The organism is Kitasatospora sp. NPDC089797 (assembly GCF_040684795.1).
Lineage (GTDB): Bacteria > Actinomycetota > Actinomycetes > Streptomycetales > Streptomycetaceae > Kitasatospora.
Genome location: NZ_JBFBGS010000033.1, coordinates 80,465 through 104,199, shown reverse-complemented (window position 1 = coordinate 104,199; position 23,735 = coordinate 80,465). Strand labels below are relative to the sequence as shown.

The 23,735-nt window shown below is 74.1% G+C and carries 21 protein-coding genes and 1 pseudogene; 14 read left to right on the top strand and 8 right to left on the bottom strand.

Annotation, left to right across the window (positions count from 1 at the left end):
* Positions 1-360: 360 nt before the first annotated feature.
* Positions 361-1,563, bottom strand: a complete 1,203-nt coding sequence (locus AB0O91_RS25965) for a peptidoglycan-binding protein (protein ID WP_363437417.1) — start codon at positions 1,561-1,563, stop codon at positions 361-363.
* A 393-nt stretch (positions 1,564-1,956) separates the two neighbouring features.
* Here AB0O91_RS25965 and AB0O91_RS25960 point away from each other — a divergent pair, with 393 nt between their 5' ends.
* The 13 genes and pseudogenes from AB0O91_RS25960 (at position 1,957) to AB0O91_RS25900 (ending at position 17,686) form a co-directional block, all read left to right on the top strand.
* Positions 1,957-3,303: a DUF6271 family protein gene (locus AB0O91_RS25960; protein WP_363437415.1), complete on the top strand. Its 1,347-nt coding sequence runs from the start codon at positions 1,957-1,959 to the stop codon at positions 3,301-3,303.
* Positions 3,300-3,797: a GNAT family N-acetyltransferase gene (locus tag AB0O91_RS25955; RefSeq protein ID WP_363437412.1), complete on the top strand. Its 498-nt coding sequence runs from the start codon at positions 3,300-3,302 to the stop codon at positions 3,795-3,797. Before AB0O91_RS25960 ends, AB0O91_RS25955 begins: the two co-directional genes overlap by 4 nt.
* Before the next feature lie 236 nt (positions 3,798-4,033).
* Positions 4,034-5,047: an alcohol dehydrogenase AdhP gene (gene adhP, locus AB0O91_RS25950; RefSeq protein WP_363437410.1), complete on the top strand. Its 1,014-nt coding sequence runs from the start codon at positions 4,034-4,036 to the stop codon at positions 5,045-5,047.
* Positions 5,048-5,278: 231 nt separating this feature from the next.
* Positions 5,279-6,469 carry a hypothetical protein gene (locus AB0O91_RS25945; RefSeq protein WP_363437408.1) on the top strand — a complete coding sequence of 397 codons (1,191 nt, stop codon included), beginning with the start codon at positions 5,279-5,281 and terminating at the stop codon, positions 6,467-6,469.
* Positions 6,470-6,722: 253 nt separating this feature from the next.
* A pseudogene (locus AB0O91_RS25940) lies at positions 6,723-8,321 on the top strand (AMP-binding protein); the annotation flags it as partial.
* 12 nt (positions 8,322-8,333) lie between these two features.
* Positions 8,334-8,852 (top strand): thioesterase family protein, encoded by a 519-nt coding sequence (locus AB0O91_RS25935; protein ID WP_363437431.1) that lies wholly within the window; start codon positions 8,334-8,336, stop codon positions 8,850-8,852.
* Positions 8,849-11,227: an FAD-dependent monooxygenase gene (locus AB0O91_RS25930; RefSeq protein ID WP_363437405.1), complete on the top strand. Its 2,379-nt coding sequence runs from the start codon at positions 8,849-8,851 to the stop codon at positions 11,225-11,227. The genes AB0O91_RS25935 and AB0O91_RS25930 overlap by 4 nt, the downstream gene beginning before the upstream one ends.
* 9 nt (positions 11,228-11,236) lie before the next feature.
* Positions 11,237-12,205, top strand: coding sequence for a carbon-nitrogen hydrolase family protein (locus tag AB0O91_RS25925; protein WP_363437402.1), 969 nt, complete (start codon positions 11,237-11,239; stop codon positions 12,203-12,205).
* 13 nt (positions 12,206-12,218) lie between these two features.
* The gene (locus AB0O91_RS25920; RefSeq protein ID WP_363437399.1) at positions 12,219-13,340 is read left to right on the top strand and encodes a cupin domain-containing protein; all 1,122 of its coding nucleotides are present in this window, start codon (positions 12,219-12,221) and stop codon (positions 13,338-13,340) included.
* A gap of 15 nt (positions 13,341-13,355) precedes the next feature.
* Positions 13,356-14,255: a fumarylacetoacetate hydrolase family protein gene (locus AB0O91_RS25915; RefSeq protein ID WP_363437397.1), complete on the top strand. Its 900-nt coding sequence runs from the start codon at positions 13,356-13,358 to the stop codon at positions 14,253-14,255.
* 16 nt (positions 14,256-14,271) lie between these two features.
* On the top strand, positions 14,272-15,024 hold the full coding sequence (locus AB0O91_RS25910) for an Asp/Glu racemase (RefSeq protein ID WP_363437394.1): 753 nt from the start codon (positions 14,272-14,274) through the stop codon (positions 15,022-15,024).
* A gap of 134 nt (positions 15,025-15,158) precedes the next feature.
* Positions 15,159-16,076: a PaaX family transcriptional regulator C-terminal domain-containing protein gene (locus AB0O91_RS25905; protein WP_363437391.1), complete on the top strand. Its 918-nt coding sequence runs from the start codon at positions 15,159-15,161 to the stop codon at positions 16,074-16,076.
* On the top strand, positions 16,073-17,686 hold the full coding sequence (locus AB0O91_RS25900) for an amidohydrolase (RefSeq protein ID WP_363437388.1): 1,614 nt from the start codon (positions 16,073-16,075) through the stop codon (positions 17,684-17,686). The genes AB0O91_RS25905 and AB0O91_RS25900 overlap by 4 nt, the downstream gene beginning before the upstream one ends.
* Before the next feature lie 25 nt (positions 17,687-17,711).
* Here AB0O91_RS25900 and AB0O91_RS25895 read toward each other — a convergent pair whose 3' ends face one another.
* Both AB0O91_RS25895 and AB0O91_RS25890 read right to left on the bottom strand, forming a co-directional pair.
* Positions 17,712-18,233, bottom strand: coding sequence for a universal stress protein (locus AB0O91_RS25895; protein ID WP_363437386.1), 522 nt, complete (start codon positions 18,231-18,233; stop codon positions 17,712-17,714).
* Positions 18,234-18,339: 106 nt separating this feature from the next.
* Positions 18,340-18,945: a hypothetical protein gene (locus AB0O91_RS25890; protein WP_363437383.1), complete on the bottom strand. Its 606-nt coding sequence runs from the start codon at positions 18,943-18,945 to the stop codon at positions 18,340-18,342.
* Positions 18,946-19,011: 66 nt separating this feature from the next.
* Here AB0O91_RS25890 and AB0O91_RS25885 point away from each other — a divergent pair, with 66 nt between their 5' ends.
* Positions 19,012-19,647, top strand: a complete 636-nt coding sequence (locus tag AB0O91_RS25885; protein ID WP_363437380.1) for an alpha-ketoglutarate-dependent dioxygenase AlkB — start codon at positions 19,012-19,014, stop codon at positions 19,645-19,647.
* A 42-nt stretch (positions 19,648-19,689) separates the two neighbouring features.
* On the opposite strand, the gene AB0O91_RS25880 is transcribed toward AB0O91_RS25885, so the two are convergent.
* The 5 genes from AB0O91_RS25880 to AB0O91_RS25860 all read right to left on the bottom strand — a co-directional run bounded on the left by AB0O91_RS25880 (position 19,690) and on the right by AB0O91_RS25860 (position 23,676).
* Positions 19,690-20,082, bottom strand: a complete 393-nt coding sequence (locus tag AB0O91_RS25880) for a hypothetical protein (protein ID WP_363437377.1) — start codon at positions 20,080-20,082, stop codon at positions 19,690-19,692.
* Complete coding sequence (locus AB0O91_RS25875) at positions 20,079-20,369, bottom strand: hypothetical protein (RefSeq protein ID WP_363437374.1); 291 nt, start codon at positions 20,367-20,369, stop codon at positions 20,079-20,081. The genes AB0O91_RS25880 and AB0O91_RS25875 overlap by 4 nt, the downstream gene beginning before the upstream one ends.
* Before the next feature lie 82 nt (positions 20,370-20,451).
* Positions 20,452-21,339: a carbohydrate ABC transporter permease gene (locus AB0O91_RS25870; protein WP_363437428.1), complete on the bottom strand. Its 888-nt coding sequence runs from the start codon at positions 21,337-21,339 to the stop codon at positions 20,452-20,454.
* A gap of 5 nt (positions 21,340-21,344) precedes the next feature.
* Positions 21,345-22,322: a sugar ABC transporter permease gene (locus AB0O91_RS25865; protein WP_363437372.1), complete on the bottom strand. Its 978-nt coding sequence runs from the start codon at positions 22,320-22,322 to the stop codon at positions 21,345-21,347.
* Between the two features lie 43 nt (positions 22,323-22,365).
* Positions 22,366-23,676 carry an extracellular solute-binding protein gene (locus AB0O91_RS25860; RefSeq protein ID WP_363437369.1) on the bottom strand — a complete coding sequence of 437 codons (1,311 nt, stop codon included), beginning with the start codon at positions 23,674-23,676 and terminating at the stop codon, positions 22,366-22,368.
* Between the last annotated feature and the right edge of the window lie 59 nt (positions 23,677-23,735).

Sequence of the window (23,735 nt, the reverse complement as noted above, 5' to 3'; positions counted from 1 at the left end):
GCGCCCCGCGCCCCCCCCCCCCCGCCCCCCGGCGCCCCCCGGCCCCCCGCGGGGCCGCGGGGGCGGGGCGCGCCCCCCGGGCCGGCCCGGGCGGCGCGACGGATCCGGTGGACGGGCGCACGGGTACCTCCTTCGAGTCGGGGTCACGAGGACGCGCCCAGACTCTCCCGTCCGTCCCTTCTCCGGCATCTGACAGGGGAAGTAACCTCGGCTACTCCCCCGCGAGTACGCGCCGGGGAGCAGCCGCGGCCCGCGGACTCCTCCGGGAGTACTCCCGTTCCGTGGGGCCCCGATCCCGGCCCGGCTCCCGATCCTGATCCTGATCCCGACCCGGCTCCAGGCCCGGCTCCCGGTCCGGGCTCAGTCCGTCACGGCGAAGCCCTGGGCCGCGCCCAGCCGTTGCAGCGAGTCCCGCCCGGGGATCCCGTCCGCGGCCCCGGCCGTGTACCCGCACCGGCGCTGCCAGCCCGCGTACGCCGTGACCGTGAGGGAGCCGAAGGAACCGTCCACCCAGCGCTGTTCGAGCAACCCCTCGTCGGCCAGCGCCTGTTCGACGATCGCCACCTCCGCCCCGTACGTCCGGTGCCCCTGTGCGGCACCGGGGTCGGTGCGCGCCGCCGCGATCGCGTGGGCGAGCGAGACCGTGCGCGGACCGGGCAGGTAGCCCAGCAGCCGGTTCAGCGAGGCCTCGCCCGGGACGCCGTCCGCCGCCTGGCCGGAGTAGCCCAGGGAGACCTGGTAGCCGGCGTAGTTCTCGGTGTCCGCGTCCGTCCAGTCCGGGCCGGGCCCCGACTGGTAGTGGCTGCCGTGGCCGGCAGCGACCAGCGCCCGGCCGACCACGGTGACCTGGTAGCCGTGGGCGCCGTAGCCGTAGGCCAGGCCGTTGATGGTGACCTGGTACCGGGCGGGGGTGGAGGCCGGCGGGACCGGCTGCCGGTGCGGGGGCGGGTCGGAGGGGGCTCCGGGGCCGGGGCCGGCGCCGAAGTCCGGCCAGGAACCGGGGTCGACGTGGTCGTTGTACGGCACGTGCGCGTGCGCGTACCAGCCGGGCCGGGTCTCCCACACGTGCTCGTCGCGGTGCTCGGAGAAGTCGGTCGGCCGTCCCATCGGCCAGACGTCGGGCACCCCCCAGGAGGAGATCCAGGCGTGGATCCGGTCCCAGCCCGCGCACGGGGTGTCGACCAGCCGGGGGTAGACCGTGCCCTGGTGGCGGCAGTACGGGAAGAACACCGCCTCGATCTGGATCACCACCTGCCCGGCCCGGTTGGTGCGGGTCGGGCTCTGGGCGGGGCTGAGCAGGCTCTTGGAGCGGGAGTCGGCAGGGAACAGCTGCGTCGTGCGTCCGGTGAACGGGTCCCAGACCAGGTGGGGGGCGTCGCCGGCGCCCGCGCCGGTGAAGTACCCGACCAGGTCCTCGTAGGAGCACCAGTCCTGCGGTGCGGCGGCGGTGGCGTTGCGGTCCCAGGTGATGTGGGCGATGGCCTTCGGCGGGTACTGGTGGTCGGTCGGTGCGTGGTCGCCGAGGTCGTGGATCTCGGCACCGGGCAGCCACGGTTCGGGCATGCTGGCTCCTCCGAACGGCGTAGTGACGTCTTTGCCGGTATCGGCAGGTACGCGTCGGGGATTGACCCCGGCGGCGGGATCGATGACGGGATCGGTGGCGTTGAACCACCCGGGGCCGTACGGCCGTTCGGATCAACGAGGGGAGTTCGACCTGGCGTGCGGGCCAGGGGCCCGCAGCGCGCGCCGTCGGCTCCGTACTCCGTCCTGCCCGGAAACGGGCCCGGGGAAAGCCCGGAGGGCCCGGAGACCGGCGGGCGGGGGCGCATTCCACCTCGCCGCGGCTGCCCTGTCAATCGTTGACTTGGAAAGTGGTCTAGTCCACGGTGGTGCGCTCGTAGCCCTCATTTCGGCCTTGCCGCAACGACTCTGACGAACCGACGGAGAACCAGCGCCATGCAGAGAGTCTGCCTCGCCCTGCCCACCATGCGTTCCTGCCCCGAGACCATCGCGGAGCTCCACGAGGAGGCGGCCTACGCCGTCGAGACCTTCGGGACCGAGGTGCACCTCCTCGTCCTCGACACCACCGACGCCGCCACCTTCGCGGAGAACGCGCGCGCCGTCGCCGCGCTGGCGCCCACCCCCGGCGTGGTGGTCCACCACCTGGGCGAGGCGCGGCAGCGGGAGTTCCTGCGCGGGGTGGCCGAGCGCTCCGGCGCCGCCGACCCCGCGCTGCTGCTCGACCTGATGCTCCCGCAGGCGGTCGCCTACGGCTCCTGCGTCAACCGGCTCTTCCTGGGCGCGGCCGCGCTCGGCTGCACCTCGGCGCACCTGCGCAACGACGACGCCGACTTCCAGGTCGTCGACGGCCGCAAGGTCTTCCCGATCCACCACGAGCTGCTCTCGATCGGCCGCCCGGCCGGCGAGGCCGCGGCCGGCGTGTCCCGCTCGGAGCTCGACCCGGCCGACGCGGACAAGCCGGTGATGCTGGTCAGCGGCTCCTTCATCGGCGAACTCAACGTGGACATCAGCGAGATCCACGAGCTGGACCCGGCCGTCTACCGCGACGTGGTCCGCCTGTGGACCCCGCCGGTGTGGCCGGAGGAGGACCGCGACGCGATGGTCGACGTCTCGTTCAAGGGCGCCGGCTCCGAGCCGTTCGAGACCGACGAGTCCGTCCTCGGCGTGCCCGACATCTGGGACGTCTACATGTGCAACATCGCCCTGGACCACCGGGCCTACGAGGTGCTGCCGCTGCTCCCCGCGACCGAGACCATCGGCAGCGACTACGCCCTGCTGCACGCCATGGTCCACTCCCGGCTGCCCGGTGTCGTCCACAACCGCCACATCGTGAACTACTACACGCCCGAGCGCCGCACCGGGGCCGGCTTCATCGCCTACCAGCTGCGCTTCGTCAAGTTCCTGCTGTCGATGCTGTACCTGTACCCGGTCTACGGCGGGATGATCGACCTCAACCGCGAACTGCTCGACGAGCGGCACGGGTTGAGGGTCGAGCCGATCCTCGGCCTGATCCGGGGCAGCGTCGACTGGGACCGGGCCGGCAACGAGCACTGCCTCGACGTCCTGGACAGCTCCTACCGCAAGCTGGGCGGCAAGTACGCCGAGCTCGCGGACGTGGTGGCCGGGCAGCGCCGGCAACTGCTGGACGAGGCACAGCGGGACGCCGAACTCTGGGCGGTGCTGGTGGAGTCCTGGGGGTCCCTGGTGGCGGCCGCGCGCGCGGAGGGACTGGCCGCCGCCCCGGCCGGAGCGGCCGACGGGGCGGAGGAGCCGACCCGGTGAGCGAGGACCTCCGGATCCGCCTGCTGGCCGACGGCGACTGGGACGCCGTGGTCGCGCTGGAACACGACGCGTACGCGGCCGACGGCCTGTCGGAGGGTCGGGAGGCGTTGCAGTCCCGGGCGCGCAGCTCACCGGGCACCTGCTTCGTGCTGGAGCAGCAGGGCGTCGTCCGCGGCTACCTGCTGAGCCTGCCGTACCCGCCGCTGCGCTGCCCGGACCTCAGCCGGCCGGAGGACACGGCGTACGCCTCCGACAACCTCCACGTGCACGACCTGGTGATCGCCGAGGAACTGCGCGGGCGGGAGGTCGCCCTGGAGTTCATGCGGCACTTCCGGGCGCGGGCCGAGGAGCTGGGCTACGGGCGGATCTCGATGGTCGCGGTGCGCGGGGCGGACATCCTGCTGCGGCTGCTCGGCTACCGGGCGCACCGGGAGGTGGCCGTGCCGGAGTGCTACGGGCGGCGCGCGGTCTACATGTCGGCGCCCGTGCGCTGACCCCGGCGACGGACGGGGCACGGACGGACGGATCGGCAGCCCGACGAACGGGGCGGGCCGCCCGGTCGGACGGCCCGGTCGGGCGAACCGGCAGGGCAGACAGGCAGGCGGGCGGGGGTCCACTCGATCGGAGCAGTCCGAGCTGCGGGGATCACTCCTTCGGGTGAAGCTGCTGGCGGTTGCGCCCACCGCGCCGCCGCCGGCAGCACCCGTCCGTCCGCCCGAGGGAGAAGCGCATGAAGGCCGCCGTCGTCCACGACTTCACCGCACCGCTGGTCATCGAGGACCGTCCGGTACCGCAACCGGCCGCGCACCAGGTACGGGTCCGGCTCGAGGCCTCCGGCCTCTGCCACACCGACATCCACGCCGCGCACGGCGACTGGCCGGTCAAGCCGAGCCCGCCGTTCGTCCCCGGCCACGAGGGCGTGGGCATCGTCGAGGCGGTCGGCGCGGAGGTCCGGCACGTCCGGGTCGGCGAGCGGGTCGCCATCGCCTGGCTGGCCGACGCCTGCGGTCGCTGCGACCAGTGCGTCACCGGGTGGGAGACGCTCTGCCTCCAGCAGCACAACAGCGGGTACTCGGTGGACGGCGCCTACGCCGAGTACGCGCTCGCGCACGGCGACTACGTCGTCCCCGTCCCCGACGGCATCGACCCGCTGGACGCCGCCCCGCTGTCCTGCGCGGGCGTCACCACCTACAAGGCGCTCAAGGTCTCCGGTGCCCGCCCCGGGACCCGGGTGCTGGTCTCCGGCATCGGCGGGCTCGGCCACCTCGCCCTCCAGTACGCCCGGATCTCCGGCGCCGAGACCATCGCCGTCGACGTCACCGACGACAAGCTCGCCCTCGCCCGGGACCTCGGCGCCGACCACGTCCTGGACGCCCGCACCCAGGACGTCGCGGCCGAGGTGCAGGCCCTCGGCGGCGCCCACGCGGCCGTCGCGCTCGCCGTCAGCAACGCCTCCTTCCAGGCCGCCTACGGCGCGCTGCGCCGCGGCGGGACGCTGGTGCTGGTCGCCCTCCCGGCCGGCGGAAAGCTGGAACTCCCGGTCTTCGAGACCGTGTTGAACGGCACCAAGGTGATCGGATCGATCGTCGGCACCCGGGAGGACCTCGCCGAGGTGTTCCGGCTGCACGCCCTCGGACGCACCCGGGTGATCCGTGAGACCCGGCAGCTGGACGATGTGAACGCCTGCTTCGACGAGGTGCTGAGCGGCAAGGTCTCGGCCCGCCTGGTCTTCGACCTCCGCTGACCCGGCCGCAGCCACGGCGGGGCGGCGTCCGACGCGCTCCTGGCGGACGCGCCCGCATGCGGGCCGACGGACCGGCCGGACGCGCGGGACCGGTGGGACGCGGGGGGCCGCCGGGCTCCGCCGCGTCCGGGCGCTGTTGCAGTTCAGTCTCCGTTCAGTCCGGCGGGGCTGTGCCGGGGCGGCCGGTCCGGGACCCTTGGGGCAACGGCTCATGCGGCGGGGGGAGTTGCGATGGGGGACGGCGACGGGCTGGTACCGGACGTGGTGGCGGCGCTGGTACGGCTGGCCCAGGGCGTGCGGGGCGGCCCCCGGCAGGCGGTGGCCGAGGTGGTGCGGGCCCGGCTGCGGCTGATGCCGGAGGGGGCGCGGGCCGTCGCCGCGGTCGAGGCCGGCCCGGGCGATCCCCGCGCGCACACCGCGCTGACCGCGGCCGTCGGCCAACTGCTGGCCACCGACCCGGGGTTCGCGGACTACCTGGCCACCACCGCGTTCGGCGGGTCGGGCGCACCGGCCACCGTGCACCTGCGGACCGGACCGCAACCCGGCCCCGCCACCGCCCAGTTGCGGGCGGCCTCGGAGGCCGACCCGACCACCGTCCAGCTGCGGACCGACCCGGAGGCCGACCCCGCGACCGTCCAGCTCCGGGCGGAGCCGGCGGCGAGCCCGGCGACCGTGCAGCTCCGGGTGGGCCAGGACGCACCGTCCGGCCCGAGCACCGTGCAGCTGCGGGTCGACCCGGCGGCGGGCGGCGGCCCGGCGGTGGGCGCCCGCCACAGCACCACGGCCCTCCTCGTCGCCCTGGCCCTGGTGCTGATCGCCGCTCTGGTCGCCCTCGGGATCAACCTCGGCTCCCGGCCGCTGCTGCACCCCACCGGGCCCGACTTCGCCCATGCCGCCCGCACCATCCGGGATCCCGCGCAGGTGCAGGGCGTCCTGCCCGACGCGGCGGCGATGCCCACCGGCTGGCAGGTGGCGGAGGCACCGCGGTCGGGGGCCGGCGGCGCGGCCGGGGCACCCTGCCCGCTGCCGGACGCCTGCGATCAGCAACTCGCCTACGCCACCGTGACGTTCCGTGCCCCGCCGCTCCAGAGCGCCCAGTTCACCGTGCTCACCTTCGACTCCGCCCAGGCCGCCGACCGGGCCTTCGACGGGAGACTGCGCCTCCTCGACGGGGAGGGCGGCACGGCCACCGCGGGCGTCCCCCCGATCGGCGACCGGAGCGCCGCCCGCACCCGGGGGACCGGCTCGGCGGAGGCGCTGGTCCGGGTCGGGCCGACGCTGCTGTCCGTACGGGACGACGGGCCCGGTGCGGCGGTCACCGCGCCCGCCCTGGCCCTGTTCGCCCGGCTGCTCACCGAGCGCGCCCAGCAGGCCCAGGAGGGCCGCACCCCGGACGCCGTCCTCCCCTCCGCCGCGGCCTGACCCCTCCCCCGCGCACCGCCCGCGGCGCCGCCCGCAGGCCCCCGCACGGTCACCGCACGGCCACTGCACGACCCCCGCGCCCGATTCCCGTACGCCCCGCAGGCCGCACCGGCCCGCGGGGCGTACCCGTTGCCCCGGCACCTCTTCCACACCCCTCGCCCCGGTAGCCCGAATGCATGTATCGCTCCCTTGACTGGCGTCACGAGAGCGCCATACTGGCTTCACTCCCGCCCGCCTGATGAGGTGCCCGCCCATGGAGCTCTCCCCCTCAGCGCACCTGGACACGTTCTGTCGCGACCATCTCCCACCCTTCGACCAGTGGCCTGAACTCCTCTTCGAACTACCGGAGTTGGCCTACCCCGACCGCCTGAACTGTGCGGCCGCACTGCTCGACGACACCATCGCCCGGCTCGGGCCGGACCGCCGCTGCCTGCTCACCCCCACCGACCGGTGGAGCTACGGCGAACTGCGCGACCACGCCGACCGGGTCGCCCGGCTGCTCACCGAGGACCTGGGCCTGGCCACCGGCAACCGGGTGCTGCTGCGCGGCCCCAACACGCCCTGGCTGGCAGCCTGCTGGCTCGGCGTGCTCAAGGCCGGCGGCGTGGTGGTCACCACCGTGCCGCTGCTGCGCGCGGCCGAACTGACCGAGCTGGCCCGGATCGCCCGCCCCACCCTCGCCCTGTGCGACCACCGCTTCCTCGCGGAACTCGACCGGGCGGACACCCCCGGCCTGCGGGTCCTGCCCTTCGGCGGCCCCGGCCCGGAGGACCTCACCGCCCGCTGCGCCGATCAGCGCCCCGGGTTCACCGCCGTGCCGACCGCCGCCGACGACGTCGCGCTGATCGCCTTCACCTCCGGCACCACCGGCCGCCCGAAGGCCACCCTGCACTTCCACCGCGACGTGCTGGCCAACGCCGACACCTTCTCCCGCCACCTGCTCCGCCCCACCCCCGACGACCTGTTCACCGGCACCCCGCCGCTCGGCTTCACCTTCGGCCTCGGCGGCCTGCTGGTCTTCCCGCTGCGGGCCGGCGCCGCCAGCCTGCTGCTGGAGCAGGCCACCCCCGACCAGCTCGCCGAGCAGGTCGCCCGGCACGGCGTGAGCGTGCTGTTCACCGCGCCGACCGCCTACCGGGCGATCCTGGCCGCCGGGCTGACCGACCGGCTGGCGGGCGTCCGGCGCTGCGTGTCGGCCGGTGAGCCGCTGCCCGCCGCCGTCTGGGAGGCCTTCCACGCCGCCACCGGCCGCCGGCTGATCGACGGCATCGGGGCCACCGAGCTGCTGCACGTGTTCATCTCGGCCGCGGACGAGTCCATCCGCCCGGGAGCCACCGGCCGGCCCGTCCCCGGCTACCGGGCCGCGATCCTCGACCGGCACGGCGAACCGGTGCCGGACGGCCTCCCCGGGCTGCTCGCGGTCAAGGGCCCGACCGGCTGCCGCTACCTGGACGACGAGCGCCAGCGCGACTACGTCCGCAACGGCTGGAACCTCACCGGCGACACCTACCTGCGCGACCGGGACGGCTACTTCTGGTACCAGGCCCGCAGCGACGACATGATCGTCTCGGCCGGCTACAACATCGCCGGACCCGAGGTCGAGCAGGCGCTCGCCGCCCATCCGGCCGTCGCCGACTGCGCGGTGGTGGCCGCGCCGGACGAGCGGCGCGGCACCGTGGTCAAGGCCTACGTGGTGCTCCGCGAGGGCGCCCCGGCCGGCCCGGAGACCGTCAAGGAGCTCCAGGAGCACGTCAAACGCACCATCGCGCCGTACAAGTACCCGCGGGCCGTCGAGTTCGTCGCCGGGCTGCCGCGCACCGCGACCGGCAAGCTGCTCCGCGCCGAACTCCGCCGCAGGGCCGCCGTGCGGCCGCCGGAACCGTCGGCACTCCCAGAACTCCCGGCACTCCCAGAACTCCTAGAACGCCCGGAACCACAGGAACCACAGGACCCCCCGGGCCCGCGGCCGGCCCCCGCCAGCGTCACCGTCGAGCGCCGGGTCGAATGGGTGGACACCGACGCCGCCGGGCACTACCACTTCTCCGCCGTGCAGCGCTGGGCCGAGGCCGCCGAGGCGGAGCTGCTGCGCCGGCTCGGGCTGGACGGGCTGTTCGGGCGGATCCCCCGGGTGCACTTCGAGGCCGACTACCGGGAACGGCTCTGGTTCGGGGACGTCGTCCGCACCGAGCTGCGGGTGGTCCGGGTCGGCGGCTCGTCGCTGCACTACGCCTTCGAGGTGCACGGCCCGCACGGCCTGGCGGCCAGCGGTCGGATGTCGGTGGTGCACGCCGCGCCGCGGGCCGAGGGCACCGAGCCCTGGCCCGAGCCCGTCCGCCGGGCCCTGACCGGGGCGGGGCCGCAGCAGGCGGAGGTGCCGGCATGACGGCCGGAGCACGACCCGCGACCCGGACCGCCGACCGGATCGCCGTCATCGGCGGCGGCCCCGGCGGGCTCTACTTCGCCGCGCTGGCCAAGCAGTTGGCGCCCGAGCGCGAGATCACCGTGTTCGAGCGCGATGCCCGGGAGGACGCCTTCGGCTTCGGCGTGGTCTTCTCCGACGAGACCCTGGACGGCATCGCCCGGGCCGACCCGAAGGTCTTCGCCGCGATCAGCGCCGAGTTCGCCCGCTGGAGCGACATCGACATCCGCTACGCCGGCCAGGTCCGCACCAGCGGCGGCCACGGCTTCGCCGCCCTGGACCGCAACCGGCTGCGCGCCGTCCTGCAACAGCGCTGCGCCGAACTGCGGGTGGACGTGCGCTACCGCACGCCCGCCCCGCCGGTCGAGCGGCTGCTCGCCGAGCACGACCTGGTGGTGGCCGCCGACGGCATCCACTCGGCGACCCGCGCCGCCCACCCCGAGGCCTTCCGCACCGAGCTGGATGAGCGGAGCTGCCGCTACATCTGGCTCGCCACCGACCGGGTCTTCGAGGCGTTCACCTTCGTCGTCGAGGAGTTCGACTTCGGCACCCTCCAGGTGCACGCCTACCCCTACAGCGCCACCCGCTCGACCTTCATCGTCGAGATCGCCGCGGACGCCTGGCGCCGCGCGGGCTTCGAGGCCCTCGCCGCACGGGAGTTCGCGCGCGGCGAGAGCGACCTGGCGAGCGTGCGGCGCTGCGCGGAGCTGCTGGCCGGGCACCTGGACGGCCACCGGCTGATCCCCAACGCCTCCCGCTGGATCCGCTTCACCACGGTGCGCAACGCCCGTTGGCGCCACCGCAACCTCGTCCTGCTCGGCGACGCCGCGCACTCCGCGCACTTCTCGATCGGCTCCGGCACCAAGCTGGCCCTGGAGGACGCCCTCGCCCTGGCCGCCTCGCTCGCCGAACAGCCCACCCTGGACGAGGCCCTGGCCTGTTACGAGGCCGAGCGACGGGCGGTGGTGGAGTCCACCCAGCGCGCCGCCCAGGCCAGCCTGGAGTGGTTCGAGACCGTCGGCCGCCGCACCGGCCAGGGCGTCGACCAGTTCGCCTTCAACCTGCTCACCCGCAGCCGCCGGGTGACCTACGGCAACCTGCGCGCCCGGGACCCGGAGTTCACCGCCGCCGTGGACGCCGCCGCCGGCGGCCCGCCCGGGGTGCCGCCGATGTTCCGGCCGCTGAAGCTGGGCGCGCTGGAGCTGCGCAACCGGATCGTCGTCCCCCCGCTGGCGACCTTCACCTCCCCCGACACGCTGCCCAGCGCCTTCGACCGCGCCCAGCTGACCGCCCACGCACTGGGCGGCGCCGGGCTGGTGATCGCCGGGATGACGGCGGTCAGCCCCGAGGGCCGGGCCACCGACCATTGCCCCGGGCTGTGGAACGACCGCCAGCAGGCCGCCTGGACCGAACTGCGCCGCGCCCTGGCGGCGGTGAGCGACACCCCGGTCGGCCTCCAGCTCACCCATGCCGGGCGGCGGGGCGCGACGGCCGCGCCCGGCCCGGACGGCATCGGCCGCCCGCTCGCCGGGGGCTGGCCGCTGCTCGCCCCCTCCGCGCTGCCCTGGGACGCCGGGAGCCCCACCCCGGAGGAGCCCGACCACACCCGGCTGGCCGCCGTCGCCGCCGACTTCGCCGCCTCGGCGGAGCGCGCCGCGCGGGCCGGATTCGACCTGCTGGAGCTCCAGTTCGGCCACGGCCACCTGCTCTCCTCCTTCCTCTCCCCGCTCACCAACCACCGCACCGACGGCTACGGCGGCCCACTCACCGGGCGGCTGCGCTTCCCCGTCGAGGTGCTGACCGCCGTGCGCGCCGTCTGGCCCGCCGGGCGGCCGCTGCTGGTCCGGATCTCGGCCGCCGACTGGGCCCCCGGCGGCACCACCGAGGCGGAGGCGGTGGCGATCTGCCGGGCGCTGGGCACCGCCGGGGCGGACGCGGTGGACGTGTCCACCGGCGAGGTGGTGGCGCACCAGCGGCCGCCGTACGGGCGCGGCTACCAGACGCCGTTCGCCGAACTGGTGCGCGCCGCGACCGGGTTGCCGACCGTCGCGGTCGGCGCGATCTCCGGCCACGACGACGCCAACTCCGTCCTGCTGGCCGGCCGCGCCGACCTGGTCGCGATCGGCCGGGCCCAGCTGCACGACCCGCTCTGGACCCTGCACGCCGCGGCCGAACAGGACTACACCGGCCCGGGCGCCCCCTGGCCCGGGCCCTGGCTGGCCGGGCGCCGCAGACCGCCCGGCCCGGGCGCCGACAGGGTCGCGCCGCGCCTGCACCTGCTGCGCGAGCCCGCCCCGCCCGTCCACCGCCGCTGGCCACCGGCTCCGCGCGAGGAGTGAGAGGAAAGCATGGACCTGCCCCGTTTCACCGCCGCCGCCGTCCAGGCCGCCCCGGTCTACCTGGACCCGGCCGCCACCGTGGACAAGGCCGTCGCCCTGATCCAGGAGGCCGCCGGGCACGGCGCCGAACTGGTGGTCTTCCCCGAGGTCTTCGTGCCCGGCTACCCGTACTGGAACTGGACGATGACCCCGGTGCAGGGCTCGCCGTGGTACGAACGGCTCTACCGCGCCGCCGTGGACGTCCCCGGACCGTACGTCGACACCCTGCGGGCCGCCGCCCGGCAGGCCGGGGTGGTACTGGTGATCGGCGTCAACGAGCGCGGCCGGCACAGCCTGGGCGTGCTGTACAACACCCTGCTGATCATCGGCTCGGACGGTGAACTGCTCGACGTGCACCGCAAGTTGGTGCCGACCTGGGCGGAGAAGCTGACCTGGACCCAGGGCGACGGCAGCTCGCTGCGGGTGCACCGGACGGCCGTCGGCCCGCTCGGCGCGCTGGCCTGCGGCGAGAACACCAACACCCTGGCCCGCTTCACCCTGCTGGCCCAGGGCCAACTCGTCCACGCCGCCGCCTACATCGCCCTGCCGGTGGCCCCCGAGGACTACGACATGGCGGAGGCGATCGCGCTGCGCGCCGCCGCCCACTGCTTCGAGGGCAAGCTCTTCACCGTGGTCTCCTGCTCCACCATCTCGCCCGCGATGGTGGACCTGATCGCCGGCGACGACCAGCAGGTCCGCAAGCAGCTCGCCCGCCCCCGCAGCGCCCTGTCCGGGATCTTCGGCCCGGACGGACGGGCGGTCACCGAACCGCTGGTCGACGAGGAGGGCATCGTCTACGCCGAGATCGACCTCGGCCGGTGCATCCAGCCCAAGCAGATGCACGACATCGTCGGCCACTACAACCGCTTCGACGTCTTCCGGCTGCACGTGGACAACCGTCCACTGCGGCCCCTGACCCTGTCCGACGACGAGACGTGACCGAGGAGCAGACATGACCGGCCAGGAAGCCTACGACGACGACCGGATCGGCCGGGCGCGCGTCTCCGACAGCCCGGAACTGCTGGCCTACTACAAGGAGTTGGCCGAGCACGAGGCCGGCGCCCTGTGGACGGTGGCGAACGAGATCGAGCCCTGGTACCCGCAGCCGAGGTCCGTCCCGGTGCTCTGGCGCTACGCCGACCTGCGCCCGCTGGTCCGCAAGGCCCTGCCGCTGGTGAAGGCCGACGACGCGGGCCGCCGGGTGGTGATGCTGGTCAACCCCGGCCGACGCGAACTCAGCGCCGCCGTCGGCCTGTTGTACACCGGCCTGCAGATCATGGGCCCCGGCGAGGCGATGACCGCCCACCGCCACCAGGCCTCCGCCCTGCGCTTCGTGCACGAGGGCACCGGCGCCTGGACGGTCGTGGACGGGCAGAAGCTCAGGGTCGGCCCGCGCGACTTCGCGATCACCCCCAACGGCAGCTGGCACGAGCACGGCAACGAGTCCGACGACGAGGCGGTGATCTGGCAGGACGGCCTGGACATCCCGCTGGTCAACACCCTCGACGCCAACTTCTACGAGGTCCACCCCGACCTCCACCAGCGCCCGGGCCCGGTGCCGAACTCCTCGCTGCTCAGCTACGGCGGCAACCTGCTGCCGTACGGCGTCGAGAAGTGGACCCGTCCGTACTCGCCGCTGCTCGGCTGGCCCTGGGAGCCCAGCTACGACGCACTGCGCCGACTCGCCCGCGCCACCGAGGGCTCCCCGTACGACGGCGTCATCATGGAGTACACCAACCCGGTCACCGGCGGCCCGGTGATGCCCACCATGGCCGCCCACCTCCAACTGCTCCGCCCCGGCCAGGCCACCCGCGCCCACCGGCACACCGGCTCCGTGGTCTACACCGCCGCCAAGGGCCGCGGCGCCTCGGTGATCGCCGGGCGGCGCTTCGAGTGGCAGCAGGGCGACGTCTTCGTCGTCCCGTCCTGGGCCTGGCACGAACACGCGAACCTCGACCAGGGCGAGGACGCCTGCCTGTTCTCCTTCAACGACTTCCCGGTGATGCACTCGCTCGGCCTCTACCGCGAGGAGGCCCACCCGGACCGCGACGGACACCAGCCCACCACCCCGTAACAGGAGTTCACCGAGATGCAGCTGCTGACCTACTGCGCCGACGGCGACCGCACCCCCCGCCTCGGCGCCCGGACCGGCACCGACCGGGTCGCCGACCTGACCGCCCTCGCCACCGCCGCCGGGGTCGGACTCCCCTCCGGCCTGCTGGAGTTGATCAGGGCCGGCGCACCGGCGCTGGCCGCCGTCCGGGAGCTGCTCGACGGCGCCCGGGACGCCGACACCCGGCCGCTCGCCGAGGTCTCGCTGTGCGCCCCGCTGCGCCCCGGCAAGATCGTCGGCGTCGGCCTCAACTACGTGGAACACGTGGCCGAATCGCACCTCAGCCTGGACACCGCCCGTGAACTCCCGGACCGTCCGGTGCTGTTCGGCAAGCCCGCGACCGCCGTCACCGGCCCCGGCCAGCCGATCCGGCACAACGCCGACCTCACCAAGCAGCTCGACTGGGAGTGCGAACTCGCGGTGGTGATCGGCGAACCCGCCTTCCGGGTGAGCGAGGCGGACGCCCTGCGGCACGTGTTCGGCTACAGCATCGTCAACGACATCAGCGCCCGCGACCAGCGCCGGTCGGGGCAGTGGTTCTTCTCCAAGGGCCAGGACAGCTACGCACCGTTCGGCCCGGTCGTGGTCACCGCCGACGAGATCCCCGACCCGCAGCGGCTCGACCTCTCGCTGCGGGTCAACGGCGAACTGCGCCAGGACTCCAACACCCGCCACATGCTGTTCGGAGTCGCCCGGCTGATCGCCGACATCTCCGCCGGCATGACCCTGGAACCCGGCGACGTCATCGCCACCGGCTCCCCCTCCGGGGTCGGCGCCGGCATGGTCCCGCCGCAGTTCCTCCAGCCCGGCGACCTGGTCGAGGCCACCATCGAGCTGATCGGCACGCTCGCCAACCCCGTGATCGACGCCCGCTGAGAGGAGTCCGAGACAGATGACCACCTACCGGATCGGCCAGATCGTCCCCAGCTCCAACGTCACCATGGAGACCGAGGTCCCCGCCCTGCTGCGGGCCCGCGAGGCGATCGCCCCGGAACGGTTCACCTTCCACTCCAGCCGGATGCGGATGACCAGGGTCACCCCCGAGCAACTGCGCGCCATGGACGGCGAGTCCGACCGCTGCGCGGCCGAGCTCTCGGACGCCCGGGTCGACGTGATCGGCTACGCCTGCCTGGTCGCGGTGATGGCCACCGGCCCCGGCTACCACCGCGAGGCGGAGCAGCGGCTGCACCGGCGCACCGTGGAGAACGGCGCCCCCGCACCGGTGGTCACCAGTGCCGGGGCCCTGGTCGCCGGGCTGCACACGCTCGGTGCGCAGCGGGTCGCGATGGTCACCCCGTACCTGCGCCCGCTGGCCCGGACGGTGGTCGACTACCTCGGACAGGAGGGCATCGAGGTGCTCGACCACGCCGCCCTGGAGATCGCCGACAACCTGGACGTGGCCGCCCACGACCCGGCCCGGCTGCCCGCGATCGCCAAGGCGCTCTCCTACTCGGGCGCCGACGCCGTGGTGCTCTCCGCCTGCGTGCAGTTGCCCTCGCTGTCGGCCGTCGAGGAGGCCGAGCAGCAGCTCGGCAAGCCGGTGGTCTCGGCCGCGATCTGCACCACCCACCAGCTGCTGCGCGCGCTCGGCCTGCCCGCCGTCGCCCCCGGCGCCGGGCACCTGCTCTCCGGGGCCTACCGCTGAGGGCCCGCGGCCGGCGGCCGGCGGTGACTCCTCCAGCGGCGGGGCCTGCCGGCCGTGGATCCCTCCGCCGGGGCAACCCGCCGCCGGGGCGACCGTTATGATCACCACCAGCCGTCGGGGAGGAGGGTCCAGGCATGCCGGAGAGCACGCTGAGCACGACCCGGCCCGGCTCCCTGATCAACACCGTCTACGGCGAGTTCGTCCGCCGCCTCGGCGGCTGGATATCGATCGCCGACCTGATCGCGCTGATGACCGAGCTGGACGTCGACGGCCCGGCCGTCCGCTCGGCGATCTCCCGGCTGAAGAAGGCCGGCACCCTGCTCCAGGAGCGCCGCACCGGCACCGGCTACCGGCTGGCCCCGGCCATGGGCCCGGTGTTCGACGAGGGCGACCGGCGGATCTTCCACAGCCTGGAGCCCGCCGAACTCGCCGACGGCTGGGTGGTGGCGGTCTTCTCGGTGCCGGAGTCCGAACGCGCCCACCGCCATCAGCTGCGCTCGCGGCTCAGCTGGCTGGGCTTCGGCAACGCCGCCCCCGGCGTCTGGCTGGCCCCGGCCCGGCTGCTGCCGGACGCCCGCCGTCTGCTGGCCCGGCTGGACCTCAGCGGCTACGTCCACCTGTTCCTCTCCGCCGAGTACGCCGGCTTCGCCGAACTCCGCACGGCGGTGGCGAGTTGGTGGGACCTCCCGGCGATCGAGGCGCAGTACGCGGCCTTCACCGACGCCTGGCGCCCGCTCGCCGACGAGCTGCGCGGGCGGGACCGGGCCGACCCGGTCGAGGCCTTCCGGGCGTACGTGCCGATGCTGACCCAGTGGCGGCGCCTGCCCTATCTCGACCCCGGACTGCCCGAACCGCTGCTGCCCGCGGACTGGAACGCCCGCCCGGCCCGTGCCGTCTTCGCCGAGGTGCACGGGCGGCTCGCCGAACCGAGCCTGCGGTACGTCGAGAAGGTGACCGGCCTGACGGCCCCGCCGACCCCACCCAGCGAACCGACCGCACCCGCCGAACCGCCCCGGACCGCCGGACCGTCCGACCCCCAGGAGCTGCCATGACCGCCCCGGCCGACCTGCTGATCCGCGCCGCCGCCGTGCACACCCTGGTCCCGGGCGAGCCCCCGCAGCGGGCGATCGCCGTCACCGACGGCCGGATCACCGCCCTGTCCGCCGCGCCGGACGGACTGGACGCCCTGGTCGGGCCGGACACCGAGGTGCTGGACGCCCCCACCGGCACGGTGCTGCCCGCCTTCGACGACACCCACACCCATCTGATCCTGGCCGGGCACAGCGTCCACGGCGTCCCGGTCCACCGGGCCCGGGACCTGGCCGGGTTCCTGGCGCTGATCCGCGAGCGCGCCGCCCGCACCCCGGCCGGGGAGTGGATCCTCACCACGGTCAACTGGCAGGAGGTGCTGCTCGCCGAGCAGCGGATGCCGACCACCGAGGAGCTGGACGGCGCCACCGCCGACCACCCGGTGCTGGTCCGCCGGGGCGCCTACAACATGGTGCTGAACTCGGCCGCGCTGCGGCTGGCCGGGATCGACGGTTCCACCGAGTCCCCGGACGGCGGCGTGATCGAGCGCGACGAGCGGGGCCGGCTGACCGGCCGGCTGATCAACCGGGCGACCGAGCTGGTCGAGCGGGTGCTGCCGCGCCCGACCCTCGCCGAGCGGATCGCGGGGCTGCGCGCGGCCTCCGCCGACTACGCCGCCACCGGGATCGGCACCGTGCGCGACTGCCTCGTCCCGGTGGAGGACCTCGACGTGCTGGACGCCGCCCGGGCCGAGGGCGCCCTCGCCGTCCGGGTCCGGGCCCTGGTCTCCGGCTTCGCGGCCCGCACCCCCGAGCAGGTGGACGCCCTGCTGGACCGGATGGACGACTGGCGCTCGGGCGGCCGGGACGACGGACAACTACGGCTGTGGGGCGTCAAGTTCGGCATCGACGGCGGCTTCGAGGCGGGCGCTCTGGAGGAGCCGTACCAAGGGCAGCCGTGCTACCACGGCCGGCTGCTCTGGGAGCCGGAGGAGTTGCTCACCGCGGTGGACCGGGTGGTCGAACGCGGCTGGCGGGCGGGCGTGCACGCCTGGGGCGACCGCGGGCTGCGGGTGCTGCTGGACGTCTTCGAGCAGGTGCTGAAGCGCCGCCCGGGCCTGCTGCCGGGCACCCTCGTGGTCGAGCACGGCGGGCTCGCCCGACCCGACCAGCGCGCCCGGGCGATCGCGCTCGGCATCCCGGTGACGGTGCAGCACCCGCTGCTGCACGACGGCGCGCTCACCCAGCAGCGCGCCTGGGGCGAAGAGCGCACCGCCGCGCTGTTCCCGCTGCGCGAGTGGCTGGACGAGGGTGCGCAGCTCTCGGCCGGCTCGGACTTCCCGGTCGGCCCGTACGGCGCGATGCTGTCGGTCTGGGGCATGACGACCCGCGGCACCACGGCCGGGGTGGTCGGCCCCGAGCACGCGATCGGGCGCGCCGAGGCGATCGCGCTGCACACCGTGAACGCGGCCCGGCTGACCGGCGAGAGCACCGTGCGCGGCAGCCTCCGCCCCGGATCGTCGGCCGATCTCACGCTCTGGCCGGTCGACCCGCTGAGCTGCCCGACGGCGGCGCTGCGCGAGCTGCTGCCGACCCGGACCGTGGTCAACGGTCGCACGGTGCACCGGGCCTGACGAATCGTCAGGCGATCGGGGCCGGTCAGGCCGCGATGAGCTCCCGCAGGTCGATGTCGCCGCGGTGCAGGGCGCGCAGGTCCTCGTGCAGGGAGGACGGCGGGACGACGAGCACGTCGCCGCGCGCGTGGTCGAGGCAGTGCCGGGCGACCGAGCCGCGCAGCAGTCGGCGCAGTCGCCCGCGCAGCGAGCCGTGCCGACCGGCACTGATCACCAGCAGGTCCCCGGGCCGGTCGGCCAGTGCGGTCAGCACCGGCCCGGCCTCGCCGCGCATCACCAGCGGCTGGACGGGCAGGCCGATCGGCAGGCCGCCGAAGGCCTGGCCGAGCGCGCTCTCCAGCCTGGCCTCGGCGGCGTCGCGCCAGGCGCGGAGCAGCGGCGGGCACGGCCGGGCGCGGTAGCTGCGCTCACCGCCGACCGGGGTCCAGGCCAGCACCGGGACCAGGAGGGCCCCGCGGGCCCGGGCCTCCTCGGCGGCCCGGTGCAGGGCGGTGAGGCTGTGCAGTGAGCCGCTCACTCCGACGATGACGCGCGCGTCGCCCGACATGATCCTTCGCTTTCCGGGGTCAAATCTCATCCAATGTCTGCGATTATGCTGCCATGACGGCGCAGTGGCCTGCAAATCAAAGGCATTCACTGAATAAGGCCTTGCATCACTCGCCTTCCGGCCGGACTTCCTGGAGCAGCCCCCAGGTCTGGAGCAGCCCCCAGGTGAAGTCGGCCGCCCACACCCGGCGCCGCCCGTCCGCGTCCGGCGCCTCGAAGTCCAGCCGGAAGCGGGTCGGCGCACTACCCTCCCGCGGCACCGCCCCCGGGAAGGCCGCCCCCACGTCGCCCACCACGCAGCCCCACGGCACCAGGTCGGCCACCGTCCGCAGCTCCGGCAACGGCGCGCCCGCCGCCCGCACCAGCCACTCGTTCAGCACCGGCGCACCGATCTCCGCCGGCCCCAGCAGCACCTCGAAGCGCAGCTCCGGCCAGAGCGGCAGCGCCCACTGCCGCGCGGTGCACGCGAGGTCGCCGATCCGGCGCGGCAGGCTCGCCTCCGCCGGCCCGAGCACGGCGGCGTAGCGGGCCGCGCCGCGCGGGAACCGGGGCGCCCGGACCATCGCCTGCCAGCGCTTGTTCACCTCCCGCATCGACGCGCGGGTGGCGCCGAGCCGCCGCACCGCGTCCTCCACCAGCCCGGGGTGGTGGTCGGCCATCCGCCGCAGCAGGTAGAGCTGGAACTCGGTGACCCCGAACCCGTTGATCGCCATACCGGCAGGCTAGTCCCCACCCTTTTGTTCGAGCAGGTGTTCGATTCTCGGCGTACGCTGGACCCCATGCACGGCACCGTCCACCTCCAGCCCTCGCTGTTCGAAGAAGCCGCGGAGCCCCGACTCGGGCCGCTCGACGGCCTCCAGCGCCTGCCGCTCGGCGACGGCGCCTGGCTGGACGTGCTGCCCGGCTGGCTGCGCGGGGCCGACCGGCTGTTCGAACACCTGGCGGCCACGGTGCCCTGGCGGGCCGAACAGCGCGAGATGTACGAGCGGACGGTCGACGTCCCCCGCCTGCTCGCCTCCTACGCCGCCGACGCCGAGCCGCCGCACCCCGTCCTCGGCGCGGCCCGGACCGCGCTCGGCCGGCACTACGCGCCGGAACTGGGCGAGCCCTTCCGCACCCTCGGACTCTGCTACTACCGGGACGGCCGGGACAGCGTCGCCTGGCACGGCGACCGGATCGGGCGCGGCGCCCGCGAGGACACCATGGTGGCGATCCTCTCCGTCGGCGAGCCGCGCGTCCTCGCCCTGCGGCCGCGGTTCGGCGGCGGACCGGTGGTGCGCCGCCCGCTCGGCCACGGCGACCTGGTGGTGATGGGCGGTTCCTGCCAGCGCACCTGGGAACACGCGGTCCCCAAGACCACCCGCCCGGTCGGCCCCCGGATCAGCATCCAGTTCCGCCCCCACGGAGTGGCCTGAAGCATCCGGAGGCCGGCTGCTCTTCACGGTGACCCGCGACGCCTACGGCTCCAGGCGGGGGTCGTCGATGTCCACGGTGGCGACCCCGGGCGGATACAGCTCCGGGCGGGCCGTCAGGATCAGGTGCTGCAACGGACGCGCCGGAGTGGGCAGGCTCGTGGCGATCACCTGCGCGAGATCCGCGCCTCCGTAACCGTCGCGGACCATGGTCGCCACCACCACGGCGGTGCTCGCGTCCAGGGGCTCGAACTCGAGCGCGGGCAGCGCCATGACCGCGTGCGCGGCACCCTCGTCCTTGATCTCGGCCTCGACCACGCACAGCACCGGCACCAGCAGGTGCTGGAACGGGCTCTGCAGGGCGGAGTCCACGATCCGGTGCAGGCGCGGGTGACCGGCCGCCAGCGCGGACAGGGCGCTGGAATCCAGGATGATCACGCGCTGCGCCGGGGGGCGACCTTGGCCCGGGCGTCGGCCGCGGCGATGTCGTAGACCCGCTGCAGGAGGTTCGGCCCCTCGCCCAGCTCGGTGTCGGTGAGAGTCATCCCGAAGTGCTCCCGCAACAGCCGGCGACCCTCGGCGACGCGCTCCGCGATCTGCTCCGCGGTCGGCTGCGCCTCCACCAGCAGGGCCACCTGGGCGCCGATCGTGGTGCCGCGGGCCGCCGCGAGGGCGGCCAGCCGGTCACGCGTCTCAGGGGAGACCTTGATCGTCGCATCAGCCATACCACGAGCGTACACCGCTGGTGTACCAGCGGTGTACCGCTCCGTCCCGGCGATGTACCGGCGATGTACCGGGCCGGGGACCTCAGTCCTTGACCGCGCCCGCCAGTCCGGAGACCAGCTTCCGCTGCACCGCGATGAAGAAGATCAGCACCGGCACGGTCATCAGGGTCGACGCCGCCATGATCCCGCCCCAGTCGTTCTCGTCCGGCTTGAAGAACACCAGCAGGGCGGAGGGCAGCGTCTGGTTCTGGGTGGCGCTGATGATGAAGGTCTTCGCGAAGACGAAGTCGTTCCAGGCGGCGATGAAGGAGAACACGCTGGTCGCGGCCAGGCCCGGGGCCACCAGCGGCAGCAGGATCCGCCACAGGATGCGGGTCCGGCTCGCCCCGTCGATCTGCGCGGCCTCCTCGATCGAGACCGGCACCGCCGCGACGAAGCCGCGCATCATCCAGATCCCGAACGGCAGGGAGAACGCCAACTGCACCAGCACCAGCGAGGCCAGGGTGTTCAGCCCGACGCCCGGGGCGAACCGGCCCGCGTCGCGGAACATGAAGAACAGCGGGATGGTAAGCGCCTCGACCGGGATCATCTGGGCGATCAGGAACATCACCATGATCGTGGTGCGGAAGCGGAACCGGAACCTGGTCACCGCGACGGCGGCCAGGAACACCACCACCGCCGACAGCACCACCACCGACAGCGCCACCACCAGGCTGTTCACGAAGTACCGGCCGAAGCCGTCCACGCTGAGCACCTGGCGGAAGCTCTCCAGCGTCGGGTGCGCCGTCCACGGCTTCGGGTCCAGCGCCTGCACCTCGCCCTTGGGCTTGAACGCCGAGAGCACCATCCAGAAGATCGGGAAGGCGGTCACCACCGCCGCCACGACCGCGCCGGTGTTGGCGGCCAGCCGCCACCGGGCCCGCGTGTTGCGCGTGTTGCGCGGGCCGGCACCGCGCCGAACAGTCGTCACCGTGCTCACAGTTCGTTCCCCGTCCGTCGCAGGGTGCGGATGTACAGGACCGTCGGGATCACCAGGATCAGCAGCATGATCACGCCGATCGCCGCGCCCAGCCCGTACTGCGAGGAGGCGAACGCCTTCTGGTACGCGTACACGTTGAGCACCAGGTTCTGGCCGGCGATCCCGCCGCCCTCGGTCATCACGTAGATCTGGGTGAAGACCTTGAAGTCCCAGATCACCGACTGGATCACCACGATGGTCAGGATCGGCCGCAGCATCGGCGCGGTGATCCGGCGGAAGGTGGTCCAGGTGCCGGCGCCGTCCAGCGCGGCGGCCTCCATGACCTCCTCCGGGATGGCGCGGATGCCCGCGTACAGGGTGACCATCACGAACGGGAAGGAGTGCCACACCACCACGGCACCGACGATCAGGAACGCCGTCCACTTGTCGTAGAACCAGTTGAACTCGTGGAATCCGCTCAGCCCGAGCTTCACCAGGGTGTGGTTGACCAGGCCGAGGTTGGTGTCGAACAGGAAGCTCCACACCGTCGAGCCGGTCATCGCGGGCGCCGCCCAGGCGGCCATCGCCGCCGTGGTCAGCAGCAGCCGCGGCCACCGGCCGACCTTCGTGAGCAGCACCGCGAGGGTGGCGCCGACGGCCAGGGTGGCGACCACGCAGAACGCGGCGAAGCCGACGGTCTGCAGCAGCACCGTCCAGAACTGGCCGTCCTCCAGGATCTTCGCGTAGTTGCCGAAGCCGACGAAGGAGGTCGGGACGCCACCGGAGGCCTGGGCCTGCCCGAAGTCCAGCACGGACAGCAGCCCGAGCTGGTAGACGGGGTAGGCCACCAGCGGGATCAGGATGACCGCGGCCGGCAGGAGCAGCAGCAACGGGGGCCTGCGGCGCCGGCCGCCCGGGGGTGCGGCCGGCGCCCTGCCCCCACGGCGCCGCGGGGAAGGCGGCGCCGACGGGGCGGTCGTGGTGGATGCGGACACGTGCGTGACCTGCTCTCTGCTCGGCGCGTCGGTGGTCGGCGGATCAGCGGGCGGCGAAGGCCGAGTTGATCTGCGCCGCGGCGTCGGCCGAGGCCTTGGCCACGTCCGCCTTGCCGGTGACGACCTGCTGGAGCATCGTCGGGATCACCGACTGGGCGTCGATCTGCGCCCACCCCTGGTCCAGCGGCACGAAGCGGGTGCCGGCCGCGATGGTGTCGGTGAACGGCTTCAGGAAGGCGTCCTTCGTCCCGACCTTGCCGCTGACGGACTTGAGCGTCGGCAGGTTGCCCATCGCGTCGTACATCTGCTCCTGGTAGGCCGGGCCCGCGAGCAGTTCGGCGAACTCGACGGCCAGGGTGCGGTGCTTGGCCGCCTTCATCACCCCGAGGTTGTTGCCGCCCGCGAAGGCGGGGGCGATCGAACCGGCCTTCTCGCCGGGCAGCGGGACCACGCCGTACTTGCCCTTGACCGCGCCCGCGTCCACCTTGCTGCGGTTGGAGTTGAGCAGCACCGCCATCGCCGACTTTCCGGCCGCGAACAGGTCGACGGTCTTGCCGCCGGTCAGGTCGGCGCACTGCTGGGCGGGGCAGCCGTCCGGTCCGAACAGGTCGGTGTAGCGCTTGATCCCGGCCTGCGAGGCGGGCGAGTCGATGGCGGCCTTGAACGCGGAGCCGTTCTTGGCCGCGATGTCGCCGCCCGCGTCCCAGACGAACGGCAGTGCGGCGAAGGTGTACTTGCCGCCGACCGCGATGCCGAAGGTGTCGGGGTGCGCGCCGTGGATCTTCTGCCCGGCGGCGACCAGTTCGGCGTACGAGGTGGGCGGGTTGAGCCCGGCCTCGGTGAACAGGTCGGTGCGGTAGTACAGGGCGCGGACGCCGACCCACCACGGCAGCCCGTAGGTCTTGCCGTCGACCACCGCGGTCTGCGCGATCGCCGGGTCGAGGTCGCCCTTGCTCTGCCACTTGTCCAGTTCGGCGCCGATCTCGGCGAGGCCGCCGGCCGCCACGTAGCCGGGCAAGTCGGTGTTGCCGAACTCGACCAGGTCGGGGGCGCTGTTGGGGTCGTTGAAGGCGCCCTTCATCTTGGCCGCGCGGGCCGAGGCGTCGGTGTCGATGTAGCTGACCTTGACGGTGACGCCCTGGTGGGAGGCCTGGAACTCGTTGACCGCCTTGCCGACCACGGCCTCCTTGGCCGCGTTGCCCGCCTCGTTGTACAGCCAGACCTGGAGCGTGCCGGTCCGGTCGTCGGCGGCCTTGTCGCCCGCCGGTGCGGCGGTGCCCGGGGCGCAGGCGGTCGCGGCGAGGCAGCCGACGGCGAGCACGGCCGCGGCGGCGGCCCGAGTGGTGAGTCGCATGGGTGGAGACCTCCCCTCCCGACAGTTGCCGCCGAGACGTGCGCCGCTGCGGACGGGCA